The organism is Chryseolinea serpens (genome assembly GCF_900129725.1).
GTDB lineage: Bacteria > Bacteroidota > Bacteroidia > Cytophagales > Cyclobacteriaceae > Chryseolinea > Chryseolinea serpens.
Genome location: NZ_FQWQ01000003.1, coordinates 787222 through 802864, shown reverse-complemented (window position 1 = coordinate 802864; position 15643 = coordinate 787222). Strand labels below are relative to the sequence as shown.

General features: G+C 48.8%; 18 protein-coding genes. 12 read left to right on the top strand and 6 right to left on the bottom strand.

From position 1 onward, the window contains the following. Positions 1 to 4 precede the first annotated feature (4 nt). Both BUB30_RS23200 and kdsB read left to right on the top strand, forming a co-directional pair. On the top strand, positions 5 to 1348 hold the full coding sequence (locus BUB30_RS23200) for an NfeD family protein (RefSeq protein ID WP_073138724.1): 1344 nt from the start codon (positions 5 to 7) through the stop codon (positions 1346 to 1348). Beyond that, complete coding sequence (gene kdsB / locus BUB30_RS23195; RefSeq protein ID WP_073138721.1) at positions 1349 to 2089, top strand: 3-deoxy-manno-octulosonate cytidylyltransferase; 741 nt, start codon at positions 1349 to 1351, stop codon at positions 2087 to 2089. A gap of 155 nt (positions 2090 to 2244) precedes the next feature. On the opposite strand, the gene BUB30_RS23190 is transcribed toward kdsB, so the two are convergent. Next, positions 2245 to 3264: an alpha/beta hydrolase gene (locus BUB30_RS23190; RefSeq protein ID WP_073138719.1), complete on the bottom strand. Its 1020-nt coding sequence runs from the start codon at positions 3262 to 3264 to the stop codon at positions 2245 to 2247. 153 nt (positions 3265 to 3417) lie between these two features. Here BUB30_RS23190 and BUB30_RS23185 point away from each other — a divergent pair, with 153 nt between their 5' ends. The 3 genes from BUB30_RS23185 to BUB30_RS23175 all read left to right on the top strand — a co-directional run bounded on the left by BUB30_RS23185 (position 3418) and on the right by BUB30_RS23175 (position 5997). Further along, on the top strand, positions 3418 to 4737 hold the full coding sequence (locus BUB30_RS23185) for an APC family permease (RefSeq protein WP_073139662.1): 1320 nt from the start codon (positions 3418 to 3420) through the stop codon (positions 4735 to 4737). A gap of 32 nt (positions 4738 to 4769) precedes the next feature. Continuing rightward, the gene (locus BUB30_RS23180; protein WP_073138716.1) at positions 4770 to 5117 is read left to right on the top strand and encodes a hypothetical protein; all 348 of its coding nucleotides are present in this window, start codon (positions 4770 to 4772) and stop codon (positions 5115 to 5117) included. A 169-nt stretch (positions 5118 to 5286) separates the two neighbouring features. Beyond that, the gene (locus tag BUB30_RS23175; protein WP_073138713.1) at positions 5287 to 5997 is read left to right on the top strand and encodes a hypothetical protein; all 711 of its coding nucleotides are present in this window, start codon (positions 5287 to 5289) and stop codon (positions 5995 to 5997) included. Between the two features lie 74 nt (positions 5998 to 6071). Here the strand turns inward: BUB30_RS23175 and BUB30_RS23170 are convergent, their stop codons facing one another. Beyond that, positions 6072 to 6329, bottom strand: coding sequence for a hypothetical protein (locus tag BUB30_RS23170; protein WP_143165048.1), 258 nt, complete (start codon positions 6327 to 6329; stop codon positions 6072 to 6074). 153 nt (positions 6330 to 6482) lie between these two features. Between BUB30_RS23170 and BUB30_RS23165 the strand changes: the two genes are divergently transcribed. The 3 genes from BUB30_RS23165 (at position 6483) to BUB30_RS23155 (ending at position 8850) form a co-directional block, all read left to right on the top strand. Then, on the top strand, positions 6483 to 7019 hold the full coding sequence (locus BUB30_RS23165; protein WP_084138321.1) for a helix-turn-helix domain-containing protein: 537 nt from the start codon (positions 6483 to 6485) through the stop codon (positions 7017 to 7019). 153 nt (positions 7020 to 7172) lie between these two features. Next, entirely contained in the window at positions 7173 to 8099 is a 927-nt protein-coding gene (locus BUB30_RS23160; RefSeq protein ID WP_073138704.1) for a toll/interleukin-1 receptor domain-containing protein, read from the top strand. Next, complete coding sequence (locus BUB30_RS23155) at positions 8092 to 8850, top strand: hypothetical protein (protein ID WP_073138702.1); 759 nt, start codon at positions 8092 to 8094, stop codon at positions 8848 to 8850. Before BUB30_RS23160 ends, BUB30_RS23155 begins: the two co-directional genes overlap by 8 nt. A 592-nt stretch (positions 8851 to 9442) precedes the next feature. On the opposite strand, the gene BUB30_RS23150 is transcribed toward BUB30_RS23155, so the two are convergent. Beyond that, entirely contained in the window at positions 9443 to 10036 is a 594-nt protein-coding gene (locus tag BUB30_RS23150; protein ID WP_073138699.1) for a hypothetical protein, read from the bottom strand. Positions 10037 to 10215: 179 nt separating this feature from the next. Beyond that, positions 10216 to 10755 (bottom strand): DUF2911 domain-containing protein, encoded by a 540-nt coding sequence (locus BUB30_RS23145; RefSeq protein WP_073138697.1) that lies wholly within the window; start codon positions 10753 to 10755, stop codon positions 10216 to 10218. A gap of 154 nt (positions 10756 to 10909) precedes the next feature. Here BUB30_RS23145 and BUB30_RS23140 point away from each other — a divergent pair, with 154 nt between their 5' ends. The 3 genes from BUB30_RS23140 (at position 10910) to BUB30_RS23130 (ending at position 13532) form a co-directional block, all read left to right on the top strand. After that, positions 10910 to 11755 (top strand): hypothetical protein, encoded by an 846-nt coding sequence (locus BUB30_RS23140; protein ID WP_073138694.1) that lies wholly within the window; start codon positions 10910 to 10912, stop codon positions 11753 to 11755. A 192-nt stretch (positions 11756 to 11947) separates the two neighbouring features. Continuing rightward, a complete protein-coding gene (locus BUB30_RS23135; protein WP_073138691.1) occupies positions 11948 to 12982 on the top strand; it encodes a hypothetical protein in 1035 nt (344 codons plus the stop codon). Then, positions 12939 to 13532, top strand: coding sequence for a DoxX family protein (locus BUB30_RS23130; RefSeq protein WP_245804152.1), 594 nt, complete (start codon positions 12939 to 12941; stop codon positions 13530 to 13532). Before BUB30_RS23135 ends, BUB30_RS23130 begins: the two co-directional genes overlap by 44 nt. 131 nt (positions 13533 to 13663) lie before the next feature. On the opposite strand, the gene BUB30_RS23125 is transcribed toward BUB30_RS23130, so the two are convergent. Together BUB30_RS23125 and BUB30_RS23120 are read right to left on the bottom strand one after the other, a co-directional pair. After that, on the bottom strand, positions 13664 to 14095 hold the full coding sequence (locus tag BUB30_RS23125) for a DUF3592 domain-containing protein (RefSeq protein ID WP_073138689.1): 432 nt from the start codon (positions 14093 to 14095) through the stop codon (positions 13664 to 13666). Beyond that, positions 14092 to 14928: a 3-keto-disaccharide hydrolase gene (locus tag BUB30_RS23120; protein ID WP_143165047.1), complete on the bottom strand. Its 837-nt coding sequence runs from the start codon at positions 14926 to 14928 to the stop codon at positions 14092 to 14094. The genes BUB30_RS23125 and BUB30_RS23120 overlap by 4 nt, the downstream gene beginning before the upstream one ends. Before the next feature lie 140 nt (positions 14929 to 15068). On the opposite strand from BUB30_RS23120, the gene BUB30_RS23115 reads away from it, so the two are divergent. After that, positions 15069 to 15608 carry a GNAT family N-acetyltransferase gene (locus BUB30_RS23115; protein WP_073138685.1) on the top strand — a complete coding sequence of 180 codons (540 nt, stop codon included), beginning with the start codon at positions 15069 to 15071 and terminating at the stop codon, positions 15606 to 15608. The last annotated feature ends 35 nt before the right edge of the window (positions 15609 to 15643 follow it).

Sequence of the window (15643 nt, the reverse complement as noted above, 5' to 3'; positions counted from 1 at the left end):
CGATATGAAAACGCTAAAACCCTGGTTAGCCCTCCTCCTCCTGGTCGTGTCGTCTCTTTCCACCCTGGCCCAGCAAAAGCGGGTGATGGTGATGGGCATCAAAGACGAGATCGACCCCCGTATGACCCGCTCCGTGTCGCTGGCCCTGGAGCATGCCGAAAAAACAAACGCCGACATCATCATCATTGAAATGGACACCTACGGCGGCGTGCTCACCGATGCCAAGGACATCGTGGACATGATCCTGAAGGTGAAAAAACCGGTCTGGGTGTTCGTCAACTCCGATGCTGCATCGGCCGGCGCGCTCATCTCCATTGCCTGCGACAGCATCTACATGTCGCCCGGCGCCAGCATTGGTGCGGCCACCGTGGTGGATGGCAGCGGCCAGAAGGCTCCCGACAAGTACCAGTCTTATATGCGCTCCATCATGCGCTCGACCGCCGAGGTCAATAAAAGAAACCCGACCATCGCCGAGGGCATGGTGGACGAACAAGTGCAGATCGACAGCATCAAAAAGATCGGCCAGGTGATCACCTTCTCCACCTCGGAAGCCATACACAACGGGTATTGTGAAGGCGAAGTGAATTCCGTAGAAGAGATCCTGAAAAAGAACAACGTAAAAGATTATACGCTCGATCAGTACGAATTGGGCGCGGCCGACAAGATCGTCGCCTTTTTTCTGAACCCCTTCATCAGCGGTGTGCTCATCCTCATCATCCTGGGTGGGATCTATTTTGAGCTGCAGGCACCCGGCGCAGCCTTTCCAGCCATTGCCGCCGTGATCGCGTTGATCCTCTACCTGGTGCCCTACTATCTCAACGGCCTGGCGCAGAACTGGGAGATCATCGCGTTTTTTGTGGGGATGTGTCTCATCGCCGCGGAGGTCTTTGTCATTCCCGGGTTTGGGGTGGCCGGCATCGCGGGGATCGTGCTCACGGTCGGGTCGCTGGTGCTGATCATGATCAACAACAAAGATTTCGATTTCGAATTTGTGCGGATGAACGACATCTTGCTGGCCCTCGCCGCCTCGGTGGGCGGACTGCTGGGAAGCGTGATCTTATTTTTTATCGGCGGCGCCAAATTGCCCGACACCCGTTTCTACAAACGCGTGGCCCTCACCCACACGCAAGACAGCAGCAAAGGCTATAACAGCAACTTCAACAAGGAATCCCTGAAAGGCAAGAACGGCACGGCCCACACCGTGCTGCGGCCCAGTGGCAAAGTGATCATCGACGGGCATCTCTACGATGCCTTCACCCGCGGCGAGTACATCGACCGGGGCGCGCCGGTGGAAGTGGTCGGTGAGGCGGGGTCCAGTGTGCAGGTAAAACAATTAACAGAACAATAGATGAAGATAATCGGACTGATACCCGCGCGGTATGCGTCATCGCGGTTTCACGCCAAGCCGTTGGTGGACATCAACGGAAAATCCATGATCCAACGGGTATGCGAACAAGCGGCAGCCGCCAAAAGCTTGTCGAAAGTGGTGGTGGCCACCGACCATGAAGAAATTTATAATCATGTGAAATCCTTTGGAGGCGACGTCTGCATGACGCGCGAAGACCACGTGAGCGGCACCGACCGCTGCTACGAAGCCCTGGCCTTGCAAAAAGAAAAATTCGACTACGTCATCAACATCCAGGGAGACGAACCCTTCATCCAACCCGACCAGATCGACCTCGTCGCCGCCACCCTCGATGGCAAAACCGAGATCGCCACCCTCATCAAAGCCATCGACGACCTGGAACAACTTTTCAATCCCAGCGAAGTAAAGATCGTGTTGAACGCAGCACGCGAAGCTTTGTATTTCAGCCGCGAAGCCATCCCCCACATCCGCAACACCGACCGGAACCTGTGGCTGGAGAAGCACCGGTTTTACAAACACGTCGGCATGTATGCCTACCGTTCCGACATCCTCCAAAAACTAACACAACTCCCCGTTTCCGCCCTGGAGAAAGCCGAATCACTGGAACAATTGCGTTGGCTGGAAAATGGATTTAAGATCACCGTCGTAGAGACCTCAAAAGAAACCTTCGGTATCGACACCCCTGACGATCTGCTAAAAGCGATCGAGTACTTAAAAGCATAAGACTCCACTTCTTTGCTTCGCCCGCCGAAGCTTTAGCGAAGGAGGGCGGTTCAAACCCTCACACCCGCACCAAACTCACCAAAAAGAAAAGGAGTTGCATCAAATGATGCAACTCCTTTCTTATTTTGATCGCGTGCTTCTTCAGCACAGTATCTTCAATTCTTCACCAACATCTCTTCTCCAGTACGCGTCAGTTTCAGTTTCTCCAACGCAAATTTCTCCACTGCCCCATACACCGCCGGATAGTCCTTACATTTTTTCTCAAACCCCAACGGATGAACACCAGCCCCAGGAATGGGCACAGCTTCCTTCATGTCATCAGGAGTGCCCAGCGCTTTATTCATTTCCAGCATAGCGCTGACTTTTACTGTAGGGTCCTGATCTTTCTCATCTTTGTAATAATACACCGTGAGCGACGGTTGCTTAACACGTTGAAAAAGATCTTTGGTCATGGTAGACTCCACCAGTTCTTCCAGCTGTGTGGTAGCTTCCAGTCTGTATTTAGTATACCAATACTGGGGAAATTCCTCTGTCTCGTCAATGGAATATTCTCCTCCCTTCACTTTCCGCACGATCTGCAATCCCCACGGATTGTTCAGCAGGAACGCCGCACCATTGTTGATGGCGATGTTAGGCGAAAGGTTGATGAGGGCATAAACATCGTTGGGATATTCGGCGGCCAGCTTCAGCGACAGTGTTCCGCCGGTGGACGTGCTCATAAGGATCACTTTGTCGCCCAATTGTTTTCCAATGGCCAGCGCTTCTTTGGCGCTTTCCCAGAGTCGGTCGGGTGTCATCATGAGCAAGGCCTCGGTGGTGTCGATGCCGTGGTCGGCCAGGCGGGGCAAGTAAAGGTTGCAGCCAAATTCCTTAGCAAAGCGACGGTGAGTCGGCTCGCCCTCCATGGGGCTGGCCGAAAATCCATGCACATACACCACAGCATATTCGGTGCGTTTCGGAACGCTGTCATACCACTCGATGCGCGATTCGTTGTCGGGCTTAATTTTGTGATGCGATTCTTTCTCCTTCACATAGGCCACCAGTCCCGTGGGGTCGGCCGGAACTTGCGGCAAGGCCAGGTCATACTTGGGCTTCGCCGGTTCGGAGCCTAAGAAATAAATGCCCGCCAGCAAGATGAGCGGGAAGGTGATCTTGATGATTTTTTTTGTGTTCATGAAACTAACGTTAGCAGCCGTAAGATAATGAAAGCCGGTTCGAAACCCAATGCGCTCCCCGCACGGTGCCGACTACGGGCCTTTAATCCCTCCGATTTTGTTTCTATATTGACCCACCACGGCCACACCGCAGCCATCAAATACATCCGGCGTATGGAAAAATCTTTATCAGGATCACCAAAACACGAACTGAAAAAAGTGCTGGGTGTCAGCTTTGGCGTGGCCGTCATGATCGGGGGCACCATCGGCGCCGGCATCCTGCGCACACCGGGCACGATTGCTTTGATGCTGGACAACTACTGGCTCATTGTTTTGTGCTGGCTTTTCGGTGGACTGTATGTGTTGATGGGTGTGAGCTCCTTTTCCGAAATGGCTACCATCATGCCGAAGGCGGGGGGACCGTATAACTATGTGATGCGGGCCTTCGGCACGTACTTCGGCTTCCTCACGGGCTGGCTCGATTATCTCATCAATGCCATTGGGCCCGCTTATTTTTGCATTGTGATCAGTGAATATGTGACCATCCTGTTCCCGGCCTGGGCTGGCCGCGAAACGCTGGTGGCGGTGGGATTCCTGTTGGTGTTCACGGCGTTTCACTTGGTGGGTGTGCAAGGCGGAAGCATCGCACAGCAGATCATGAGCCTGGCCAAGGTGATCTTTTTCGTGGTGCTGATCGCCGCTTGCTTTTTTGTGAGGGTCGATCACATTTCTTTCCGCCAACCGTTGCCTGTAGTGGGAGGCGGGTTGCTCATCGGCATTCTTAAATCGATGCAGCTGATTGTGGGGGCATATGATGGATGGTGGTCGGCTTGCTTCTTTGCCGAAGAGGATAAGGACCCCGAAAAAAATCTGCCGCGCTCGTTGTTTATGGGCGCTGTCACTGTCATTCTGATCTATGTGATTTTTAATGTTGCGCTCTTTTATGTTGTGCCCATCGGTTCCATTTCCACTTCCACGCTGGTGGCCTCAGATGCGGCCAAGATTGTATTTGGAAGTGGGGGCGCTACGTTTGTGGTGGTGCTGGCGATTGCTTCGTTGGTGAGCATTCTTAATGCTTATATGATGATACCGGCGCGGATTCTTTTTGGGCTTAGTCGCGATGGTTTCTTTGTACGGCAAGGGAGCGTAGTCAATAAAGGGGGCACGCCAACTGTAGCGTTGCTTTGTTCGTCGGGGCTTGCGTTGGGATTGATCTTGGTGGGGTCGTTCGAAGCGTTGTTTTCACTTAGTGCTTTTATATCATTGATCGTGTTGGGGTTTGCATTCGGGGCGCTTATCAAGTTGCGCAGGGCTGAGCCTAATTTGACCCGGCCTTATCGGGCGTGGGGTTATCCATGGACGTCAATATTAGTGTTGCTAGTAACGGTTGGGTTGTTTGTGGGGTTTGCAATTAGCGATTGGTATAATTTCGTACTCATTCTCATTATTGTGGGCTTGTCTTATCCGGCTTACCGTTTAATCAAGAAGGTTTAGCTAGCAAGCCCGTTAGCAACAAAATCAAAGTCATGGACAAAGAATTATCACAATACATCGCCAGCTATTATTCGAATTTGTTACCAAATAAGGACATACAAACAATACTCACCTTAATGGGTCAATACAACACTGAGGGTAGAGAGGGCATTGAAAGAAAGATCGCAACCTACAAGAAACAGGGTTGGCTTACATCCGATAAGGATGTTTTGGAGATGATAACCGGTGGGCCAGAACAATACACGCAAATCATGGCAAGGCGAATTCTATCAGATTACCCGGACAAAATATTTCTAAACAACTGCCCCAACTGCCGACGTCTTGCCAGAACACCATATGCAAAACAATGCCGTCACTGCGGACACGCCTGGCGGGACTGACAACACCGGAGATTTTTGAGGACTGGGATGGATTATACAAGATCAGAATTTTGGTTGACAAAGAGGATTTTGAATAACCTTGATCTGGAGGCGCGTGCTTCGTTACCATTATTGTTTCACAATTGTCGCATGCCTCCGAACCTGGCCGTTATATGCATCTCTAACGATTATGAAAACTGACAAAATAAATATTGACACCTTTGAAACCCCATTAGGTGTTATTAGACTTGATATTAGCTCCACTGTTAGTCTTAACACCATCACAATTTCGCAGACAAATTCGATGAAACTCGTTGACACCCCAAATTACCACATTGAAGTTATTCCATTTAGCAACATAAAAGGCTGGATGCGAAATACTGAGTTTCCAGTTGATGATTCCAAGGGATGGATATTTCGTATTACTAAGAAGAATAGCAACGTCGAACAGCTAAAAATAAATTGCGAACTAGTCAGCACTGACTCAGGCATTACCTCAACACCTGACAGTGGCGAGGACTTAGACGCAATCTGGATAGAGAACAAAACCCATGTTTTAAGCATAGGAACTGAAGATGGCGAAAGACTGAAATGCAGGGCATCCCATGACGACCTTATGCCTAAGCGGCTAGAAAAAGAACTTGGTTATCAACCAAAGAGCTCTTCCTTCACAAACTCTTCCTTTACAAACTATCTAGAACGAGAATTCGAAATATCAGTACCAGAATTAAAAACGGATGAAAGAATATATTTTCACTACTTAGTAGCTACTAAAAGCAAGGAGTACTCTATGGAGGGCGATATCTCCACAAACCTTGCTGTCGACTTCGCTAAGTGGACATTGCTAGAAACACTTGGATTGAATGAATGGGCAAACAAAGCCAGTCTCGGAGATTCATGACGTTGAATTTGATTGACGGCAAGTTCATCACCCATTTAAAACAGGCCACAAACTGCAACGCCATGGCCGGGAGTCTATCGGCTTCTATTTCTCCACCCCTTATCCTTTCCGGTTCCCCCGTTTTCTGATGCGGCAATTCGCAGGAAGTCGAGCAGCAGGTACATTTGGTGACCCATGCTGTCGAAATTCACGAGCCGGTGGCCGTGTTCGTGCGAGAGGTAGCCAAGATAGATATCAATGACAGTGTCGCGATAGGCCATGGGCGGGTAGGTGGTGAAGAGGTGAACCATGCCCTCCGTGATCGCGGGTGTTAACTTGAACGATGATTCCATAACCGTATTTTTTTTGGCTGATCTTTCCAATGCCACACACCGGACTATGCCAATGCGCCGGAAAAAGCTCAAACCAAAAAGACGTTGCCAGCGCTGCTGCTCAACAACGACGCATGAAACAAAGGAACGGCCAGAAACAACCCAAAAAAGCGCATGGCACAACCGCCCGGGTTGTTTTTCACAACTCGGGATTTAACAAAGACAACCCACATCGGCCACACGATCATGCGCCTGCACGAACTGAGACAAATGAAACAGGACACTCTGGCCGAAGCGTTGGGCATCAGCCAGCAAGCCATCTCGAAGATCGAACAAAGCGAACACGTGGAGGATTTGACTTTGGAAAGGATTGGGAAGGTGCTGGGGTTTCCGACGGATGTGACTAAGAATTATAATGATGAGGTCACCATAAATAATATCCAAACCAACTATGAAACTATAGCACCCAATAATGGAGGAACGTTTCATAATTGCAGTTTCAATGACGCGCTGTTAGCGGAAAACAAAAGGCTTGCTGAGGAGAATAAGAAATTGACGGAGGAACTGTTGAAGGACAAAGACGAAAAAAATTGCGTTACTGGAAAGACTGTTAAGCAAAATAAGCCCCGCACTAATCACTTGGAGCGGAGTAGATTCGGATTTTGCCGGGTAGTGGAGTTCCCTCACAATGAAGCAATTTGTCTTATCTAATGATGAAAGACTAATAAGATCACCAATTTTCCTTGTATATTATGGCAAACGATACTAACTTAGGTAAAGCAAGGAGAGTGTGTGGTAATACTCGCCTTATTCCTGCAGCTCCTATGCCGGATGTTAGCGGATAGAACCTAAGAAGTTGAACCAATGAGCAAAAAGTTAAAAACAACCAAAACGAGTTCTTTAAAGTTTGAGTCTGTAAATCTTGATTTCATATTCCCAACATTGGATGCAATTGCATGGTTAAACTTGCCAACAGTAAAATCAATTAGCCAGTTTGCAGGTATCGATCCTAGAACCACTGGCAAGATTTTGAAGAATTGCTTGACTATTGAAATTATTCAAAATTTAGCTGGAGACACTTTTTCGCTTAATTGCGCCTATCCGTATAAGGGGTCAAGCGCTCAAAAAGAAGCTGTTATCAAGGAGGCCCTTGTAAGACTTCCACTTATGATCCACTTAAAACAATTTCTTAACTTAGGTGATAGCGTGGATGCTGCAACAAGGAAAGCCGCCACAGTTGTTGGAATATTGAATTTTAACCCAAAGGACACGGCACCTCTATTGAAATGGGCTAAAAGTTATAAAGTTCTTGACCCATCGCTATTGATTGAAGATCTGATTGAAGAAGCGTCGACAATCAAGGAAAAAAGACACCAGACGGACTCAAAAAAAATTATTGCTTTCATTTCTCATAGTTCAAAAGACAAACCATTTATTCGACAATTAACAGGAGACTTGACGAAAGCAGGAATCTCGGTTTGGCTAGATGAACAGAGAATCTTGGTGGGCGATTCAATTGCAGAAAAAATATCTCAGGGACTAGTTGAGTCGGATTACTTTTTGTTAGCAATGAGCGACGCCTCGGTTAATTCTTCTTGGGTACAAAAAGAATTGAATACGGCCTTAATTAACGAGATTGAAAAGAGAAAAGTCAAGATTCTTCCGATCAAACTTTCGGATTGTGAGATACCCCCTCTAATAAAAGATAAAAAATACGCAGATTTCACAAAATCGTATAAAGACGGCTTACAAGATTTACTCATTGCAATAAAAACACTTCCGGATGACTGAACAAGCAAAACGTGTACCCCCCAAAGGAGGAAGAAAAGGCGGTACGCTATTTCCGAAAATAGACTTAAAAAAGGCGATTGAGTACAACAAGAAAATTGTTTCAAAAACTCACACCTCACCTCAACCCGAATCGATAATTCTACCAGGGGTATTTAATAATAATGGACCAGATGGCAAGATACGTGCATCTGCATTACGTCAATTTGGCTTACTCAATGATGACAATGTCAAAATGGAAGCAACCCCTCTTGGCAAGGAGATAGCTTCATCCCCCGTAGATGAAATTATCCCACATCTTCAAAGCGCTTGCCTCAAGCCCAAACTTTTCAAACAACTTTATGAGACTTTTAAAGGAGATACTGTTAATTTCCCTAAACTAAAACAACAGGCTGCAAAGCTCAAGGTACACCCAGACTCCGCGGACGAATGTGTTCAAATTTTTACCAGTTCACTAAAATATAGTGGTCTTGCGGAACTTGATGGTGACGCTTTTAAGTTTGTGAGCCAGCCGACCTCAAAGAACGCTAGTGACGCTAAGCCTCAAGATAATAAAAACGATGATGTAGAAGACACTAACAGTGGCGATGTTGATGGTGATGATGACAATGAAAACAACACACCTCCACCTCAACTGCCTATTAGACAGCACGCACCATCGTCAGTTCAAGTTAATATTAGCCTAGACCCTTCTATGGATCCTGAAAAATTGGAAAAGTTACTCAAACTCCTAAAGGCCTACGGAGCTATCTAGTTTACCCTCACTCCTCCTCGACGCTCTTTTCCCACTAAAAGTCCCTAAAGCAAATAATACGACACCCACGCGACGCAGCGCACGCCCTTCGACGCGTTGACAGCAAAGATGTTTGCCGGTTGCTGCAAAAGCTTCCCTTGGTTACGTCGTCACATCTCAAGAAAGCGCACCAAATGAAAACTTGGATCGTCGCACGATCTGGCACGCAATCGGTGCGCTGCATCCAGGCGCATCGGGGGATGCGCCATGAAAGTTAACCGCTCCATTTCCGTGCGCATGTGGCGCACGGTTGTTGTGTTGCTTTTCTCCGGGCACCCTGATCGCATCGGGGTACCCGGAGTTATGATGGAAAGTCCGCCTAGGCGGACTAAATTCAAAAGGGCGAAAAAAGTATCCCGAAAAGGCCGTGGGTTGACATGGCGTTGTTTCTGGGTCAGTCTGGATGCCCCCCCACGTAGAATGGGAAAGAAGGCTAACTTGACGGAGGAAATCATCAGCACGTCCAAAGCAGCAGAACTGGCGCGTTGCCGACTTACGCGACGAACTTGCAAGGGGATAATTTAGCCATTCAAATAAAGCATTCGGTGCCTTGTCATGTTGCTTTGTATATAAGGTCATAGTCATGTGCCGTCACCAACAGGGGCACGTTTACCCACGTCTTGCCTTTGGCTTTTCCGGCCTTGACGGCTTCTCGCATCAGTTGTTGGAGCCGGAGAATGATGATGAGTTCGCAGACTTCGCTGCCGCTGCGTTGTCGCTTGTCATGATATTTTTCTTTTTCCATGTAGTCGTCGTAGGCCTCTTGCAAGTCTTCAAACCCGGTGAGCAAGAAGGGGTCGTTCGCGGTGGAGTTTTCCAGTTCAACATCGGCGAGCCAGTCCAAGTCATCGAGGCCTTGGTATTCGTCGTAGGCAAAGACATCGACATACCAGAGATCGGGATTGATGGTGAAGCCGTTCATTTCGGCATAAAGGGCTTTGGTGGTAATCGTTGGTTTCATCCATTGATAGAAGGCATCCAAATATTTCGCCATGGGATCGACAAGGTGCAGCAGGTCTTTGCCTAAGATGGCATGGAAAGGAGTTTGCGGCAAACCCCAAAGTTCCTTTTCGGCCAGGGTGATGGCTTCATCCAATTTGTTGCTAGTGATGAGGGTGTCTAGTTTCTCAGCCAGTTCAAAGTTCATGAGTCGTAGGATGTACGTTGATTCTTTAACGCCAATATAGTGAGACTAAGATAAATGGTAGACATCTGGGACCTATTTCTCCCACCCGCCGTCCTCTCCATTTTCGCCGGTTTCCTGGGCAACAACTCGCGGGAAACCGAGCAGGTTCGTTGGAGAACCTGGATGAGGGTATACGCTTTTTACTGCGGGCGTATAGGGATGACAAAGCGGATGGTGCTCCATTCGAAGACGGCATCAATGCCTGGTTGGACTTCTGTCATAGAAATCGTGAATTTTTCTACGGCTGTGGAAGCGGTGGTGACCGGAACTTTTGTTTGCAGAATGTCGAATTGATGGTCGGGCATTTCGGCGCCGGATTTGCCGAGCTCGGTGTTTAGCATGATCTCGAAGCTGTCGGGGCCGGGGATGGCGTACATTCTGTACGTTCCCGCCTCGACGGGTTGACCGTTGAAGGTAACGTTGTTGCTAAGCGTTATTTGAGTGGCTTTGTTGGCACCGAGGCGCCAATATTCACCATAGGGTTGCAAGGCTTTTTGTTCTTTGGGGCCGAAGATGAGGCGACCGCGCACGGATGGCCGGTTGTAGGATATAGAGACCGTCAGGTCACCGACGGTAAGCTCAGCGGATCCGGGAGGGCTGGGTCGGGTGGCGCGGTAGATAAAGAAACCGGCGGCAATGGTTGCCAAGAGGATGATGCCGATGAAGACTTTCTTTTTCATGATCGTTGCATTATTGCCAAAGATAGGGATTGAATCCTGACACGGGGTGAAAAGATGGCCAAGGTCACAAAGATTACCCGGAGTTAGGATGGAATATACCTCCCGATCCGGAAGATGGATACAGATCAAAGCGGCGTTTTTATATCTTGCGCGAATGTATTCATCAACGATCTCCCAGCGGCGGGTGTGGCTGTTCACACTGTTTGTTTTATTTTTTGCCTGTTCCGGGAAAAAGACCCAGCGAGAGCTTTATGAAGATACCGTTTCCGGGTTGACCTATCGCACCTATAAAGCCACTTCGGGCACGACCCTTGGGCCTGCCGTAAAGTTGTATAACAACCAGCGGCCCGATTCGCTGGCGCCGCTGGATCCGGCGTATGCACATTTGCTTCTCGGGTATGGCTGGACGGTTTCTGCAAAGCCTGCCATGGCGTTTGCCGAGGCCGACCTTGCCGCGGCAGAAGGCGACGCTACGGTCAAGTACCTGGCGCTATCGCTGCGGTCCATTACCATGTATGAGCAGGGTTGGGACAGCCTGGCCCGCGAAGAATCGCAGCTGGCGAAAAAGCACCTGCTCTTAAAACCCGGCTCTTCGGTGCAGTATGAGGCTGCGGTATTCTATATTTTGATGGGGTTGTCCAGTGCGTACGATAAGGATTTTGCGCAATCTAAATTTTACTGGGCAGGGTTTGCCAACGAAACGGCTATTCATTGGCCCTATAAATTAACCGATGCCATCGATGACCTGCAGAACCATCGGCTCCAGGCCGGACTGATCAAGCTCAAGGCGCTGTCGCAGGATCCGGATGTGCCGCCGGCGTTGCAACAGGCATTGGGAGAGCAGATCACTTCCATCGAAGCAAAAGCAGGCGACGTCAATTCGCGGTTGTTCTGGCCGAAGCTTATTTCGGTAGTCGTGCTGGATCAATTGAAGAAGTCCTCGAATTCACAGTTGGGCGCCGTGGTCAGGGTGGTGGAGAATTTACGGGAGAAGGTGTGACGCGGAGTGCTTACCCCCTTCTTCCCGGGAGCCTGTCAAAAAAATGACGATTTTTTACAATGATCGGGATGCCGGTGTTTTTCAACTTAGGCGTCTAAGAAACTATCTCGCGGGCTAATAGTCGGCAGTAGTAATCAGAGACTTTAGTGCTCTGTTATTCAACTATGAATAATTTTTAACCTCATTACCATCGTGAACAACGTTATATCAAAAATCAACTTCGACAAGGCCGGCTATTATGTTTTCGGATTGGGGGCGATTGTTTTATTGGGATTTTGGCACGGGTATATTTCCGAATTGATCGCCGGCACGAGCAGGCATGCTTCACTTTTTCATTTTCATGGCGTCATGATGTCGCTTTGGATAGCGATGTTGATCGTGCAACCGATCCTCATCAGAAAAAAGAAATTCGCAGCCCACCGGCTGATCGGGAAATTCTCTTTTGTGGTTATGCCCTTGCTTGTTCTTTCCATACTGCAGGTCATGCACTATGAGGGACTGCTGTTTCCTGAAGAGGCGTTGACATTCTTAGGGGTGATGAATGGGTCGATCCTGATGTCGACGTTTTACCTCATTGCCATCGCCAACCGGTCTCGTGTAGCCATCCACGCCAGGGCCATGGTTTGTACCGGGATCACGATGATACAACCGGCTTCCGACCGCGTGCTGTTCCATCTTTTTAAGATGGAATTTCCCACCATTATTTTTGTGAGCTGGGCCATGATCTACGCTCTCTTGATCGTACTTATCGTTATGGAAAGAAAGGAAAAAGCGGGAAGGTGGGTATTTCCGTTTTATATCTTTATGCACGTCCTGCTGGTCGATAGTACGCTCTTCAACGCCAGAATACCCGGGGTAGATCCAGCTTTCGGGAAGTGGTTTTTAACCTTATCATTGACCACCAAGCCAACCGTAGTAGTGAAAGATCTGCCTATCCCAAAAAATGAAATTGACCGTTATCCAGGGGAATGGGGCGAATATGACGCCGGTCAACATAATGACAAATTCACCATCCACAAGCATGGCGACCAACTGTGGGGAACGCGGATCGAAAATGGCAAACCGGACAGCACCCGATTGTTGTATCAGGGCAATGGCGAATTTATTCCCGATAAATACAAGCCTTTCGCCAGGCTGATTTTTCGGATGAAAGATGGCAAGGCTGAGGCCTTCACGTTTTACTATGGAGCGATTGGCAGAAGTGGTCAAACCAAAAGGAGAAAATAGGAATAACACTTTTGCTATCCTTGCCCCACGTGTACGATTAACTCACGCAGCTCACTGTCTATTCCACCGGGCAATTTGTCCACTTCACCTTTCGGCCCCTTCGATGCTCTTTGGTTTTAAAGAACCTTTGTTTATTAAAACCAAGAAGATCATGAATTTGAAAACAGCAAAAACAATTTATTGGGTAGGCACCGCTCTGACCGCGTTGTGGTTTGGTGCAAGCAGTTTTTTTGAGCTTACTACAAACCCTGTTGTATGGGACGTCACGTTGGCACTGGGATATCCGGCGCACTTCATTTACATACTCGGCGTTGCTAAATTTCTAGGCGTCGCCGTGCTTTTAATACCCGGCAAATTGCTTCGACTAAAGGAATGGGTATTTGCAGGCATATTCTTTGACATCATTTTTGCCTTCTGGTCGAAACTGGCGGTGTTTGATTTCGCTTCGACGGGCGATGCCGTTTTTGCGCTGGTGATGGTCACCGTTACTTACCTCATGTTCAGGAAAGTGTACCCGGCAACCTATGCCGAAAATGTGGCAGGCCAATAGGAAATCAAAAAAGTTCGCGTGGCGCACGCTTGCAGAGTTGCTTTTACTCCGGGTAGCCCGATATCGGGGTACCCGGATATCTAATGAAAAATCCTACCAGATTAAAATTCGAAGGCGTGCATTTTGGCGAGTTAGCTAACAGCACTAAGCATCATGACAAACACCATAACTCCAAACGCAAGACAACCAACTGGTATGAATATTAGCCTGCGGGAGTAAATTTCAACTTGCGACGAATCTTCGGGGTCGTACATAATTTCTATTTCCTCTCCCTCGGGAAGAGCCTGAGGTATAAAGCTGCCAACCCGTTGAGTTATCCATTCTTGTTTGTCGGTCTGAAAGCGAACGACCGGGCAGTAGAACGAGCCTTCTTCGTCTGACGGATATGCACTGGTTTTTACCACAACGCCCATTGTGGTCCGGGCATTCTTAAGAAACCGGGAAACTTTCAACAAACGGGCGGTTGAAAAATAAATGAAGGCCATTGCCATAAGAAAAAAAAAGATCGCTGCAACATCTTGCTGGGCATTCGTCAACGGGACCAATAATACACTCCGGCTCATTTTCGATGCCGCAGCTTTGCCAATGCTTCGTTCAGTTTCTTGCGGTCATGCGCATAAGGTTCGAGATCAACAATCTCCACCTTTCTGAATTCAACCGGGTGGCTTTCGCTTTGCAGGGAAATATATCCCTTGGTGAGTGCTTTGCCGTCGACCATTTCTTTGGGGTCGTAGTTTGAAACATTGCCGCCGCCGATTTGGGGCTTTTCATAGTTCAGCACGGTGTCGCCCTCCACGATGTGTTTGACGAGCGAGTCGCCCAGCACCAATACTTCAACCCGGACCCACTGGTCGCCGTGATAGGTCTTGGAGGTAGAGTTGATGCAATGATTGGTGAAGAGATTGCCGTTCATCACCACGTTGGTGCCCGGGGTGCAGAGGTTGGCGGTGGAGCGCTCATCCTTGCCGTTGCCGCCCAGCAACTGCACTTCGATGGAGATGGGGAAGTCCTGTTTCACCCCCATCGATTCGGGCGATTGGCAATGGATCATCGCCCCGCTGTTTCGAAACGCCCAGTCGGGACCGCCCTTTACCTGCTCGCCCGTGAACCGGTATTCCACGGCCAGCAGGTAATAGGAAAAAGGCTTTTTATAAAAAAGGTGGCCGTAGCGTTCGTCAAAGTTTTCGTAGCCTTTATAGCTCACTTTTATCTTCCCGTCGCTCACACCGAAGGTGCCGGCAAAGTTTTCACCCAGCGGATAGCCCGCTATTTTCGGTTTCCAGTCATTGAGGTTCTTTCCGTTGAAAAGTTGGATCCATTTCACATGGCGATCCTTTTCGGGTACCGCCGCAACAAATAGAACCGCCATCAGGGAGAATACGATCCAGCGCATCATAGGCATTCAGTTTTTTTTTGCTAGATAGTAAATTGCCGGCAGTCCAGGGCCGGGTTTGTGATGAAAATTATAGCGATGGGATCAAGGCTTCTTTTCAGGCCTGTTATGAAATGTTTTATCTTTACCCTATTCCGTAGCCCATGAAAAATATTTCGATCCGACAAGGTTTGGCAGCCGATGCTCCGGTCATTGCCGCTCTTCACGCCGCGAGTTGGAGAATTGCCTACCGCGGACTCCTCCTCGACGAATACCTTGACAACGATTTGGCCGGCGAACGCGCGCGACATTGGTCAGAAAAGATGGCAAACTTAAAGGACAACGAATTCGTGCTCCTGGCCGAGCTCGACAACAACGTGGTGGGCTTTATCGCTGTCATGGACGTGCCGGATGCCGGCTACCAAGCATTGGTGGACAATCTGCATGTCGTACCTCACCTGAAAGGACATGGTATCGGTGGCAAGCTCATGCGTGCGGCTGCCAAAAAACTGTTGGCCGATGGAAGGAATAATTTCTACCTCTGGGTGTTGGAAGGGAATCATCCTGCTGAAAAATTTTATACGGCCATATCCGGCCGACCGATGGACCGTCATCAATCTGATTTTGGAGGTAAGGAAACGTGGGCCACGCGTTATGTTTGGGACGATTTTAGCGAGCTGCTGGGCGGGGATGACGCAGGGTAGACGAACGATTTGAAGCAACCTTGGATATTTCGAAA

What these genes read in the sequence shown, in the direction of transcription:
- BUB30_RS23120 (WP_143165047.1), bottom strand. Translation starts at nt 14,928, where the DNA reads ATGATGCGCTGGATCGTATTCTCCCTGATGGCGGTTCTATTTGTTGCG.
- BUB30_RS23125 (WP_073138689.1), bottom strand. Translation starts at nt 14,095, where the DNA reads ATGAGCCGGAGTGTATTATTGGTCCCGTTGACGAATGCCCAGCAAGAT.
- BUB30_RS23145 (WP_073138697.1), bottom strand. Translation starts at nt 10,755, where the DNA reads ATGAAAAAGAAAGTCTTCATCGGCATCATCCTCTTGGCAACCATTGCC.
- BUB30_RS23165 (WP_084138321.1), top strand. Translation starts at nt 6,483, where the DNA reads ATGGCACAACCGCCCGGGTTGTTTTTCACAACTCGGGATTTAACAAAG.
- BUB30_RS23190 (WP_073138719.1), bottom strand. Translation starts at nt 3,264, where the DNA reads ATGAACACAAAAAAAATCATCAAGATCACCTTCCCGCTCATCTTGCTG.
- BUB30_RS23185 (WP_073139662.1), top strand. Translation starts at nt 3,418, where the DNA reads ATGGAAAAATCTTTATCAGGATCACCAAAACACGAACTGAAAAAAGTG.
- BUB30_RS23175 (WP_073138713.1), top strand. Translation starts at nt 5,287, where the DNA reads ATGAAAACTGACAAAATAAATATTGACACCTTTGAAACCCCATTAGGT.
- BUB30_RS23155 (WP_073138702.1), top strand. Translation starts at nt 8,092, where the DNA reads ATGACTGAACAAGCAAAACGTGTACCCCCCAAAGGAGGAAGAAAAGGC.
- BUB30_RS23115 (WP_073138685.1), top strand. Translation starts at nt 15,069, where the DNA reads ATGAAAAATATTTCGATCCGACAAGGTTTGGCAGCCGATGCTCCGGTC.
- BUB30_RS23150 (WP_073138699.1), bottom strand. Translation starts at nt 10,036, where the DNA reads ATGAACTTTGAACTGGCTGAGAAACTAGACACCCTCATCACTAGCAAC.
- kdsB (WP_073138721.1), top strand. Translation starts at nt 1,349, where the DNA reads ATGAAGATAATCGGACTGATACCCGCGCGGTATGCGTCATCGCGGTTT.
- BUB30_RS23180 (WP_073138716.1), top strand. Translation starts at nt 4,770, where the DNA reads ATGGACAAAGAATTATCACAATACATCGCCAGCTATTATTCGAATTTG.
- BUB30_RS23200 (WP_073138724.1), top strand. Translation starts at nt 5, where the DNA reads ATGAAAACGCTAAAACCCTGGTTAGCCCTCCTCCTCCTGGTCGTGTCG.
- BUB30_RS23170 (WP_143165048.1), bottom strand. Translation starts at nt 6,329, where the DNA reads ATGGAATCATCGTTCAAGTTAACACCCGCGATCACGGAGGGCATGGTT.
- BUB30_RS23140 (WP_073138694.1), top strand. Translation starts at nt 10,910, where the DNA reads ATGTATTCATCAACGATCTCCCAGCGGCGGGTGTGGCTGTTCACACTG.
- BUB30_RS23130 (WP_245804152.1), top strand. Translation starts at nt 12,939, where the DNA reads ATGGAGCGATTGGCAGAAGTGGTCAAACCAAAAGGAGAAAATAGGAAT.
- BUB30_RS23160 (WP_073138704.1), top strand. Translation starts at nt 7,173, where the DNA reads ATGAGCAAAAAGTTAAAAACAACCAAAACGAGTTCTTTAAAGTTTGAG.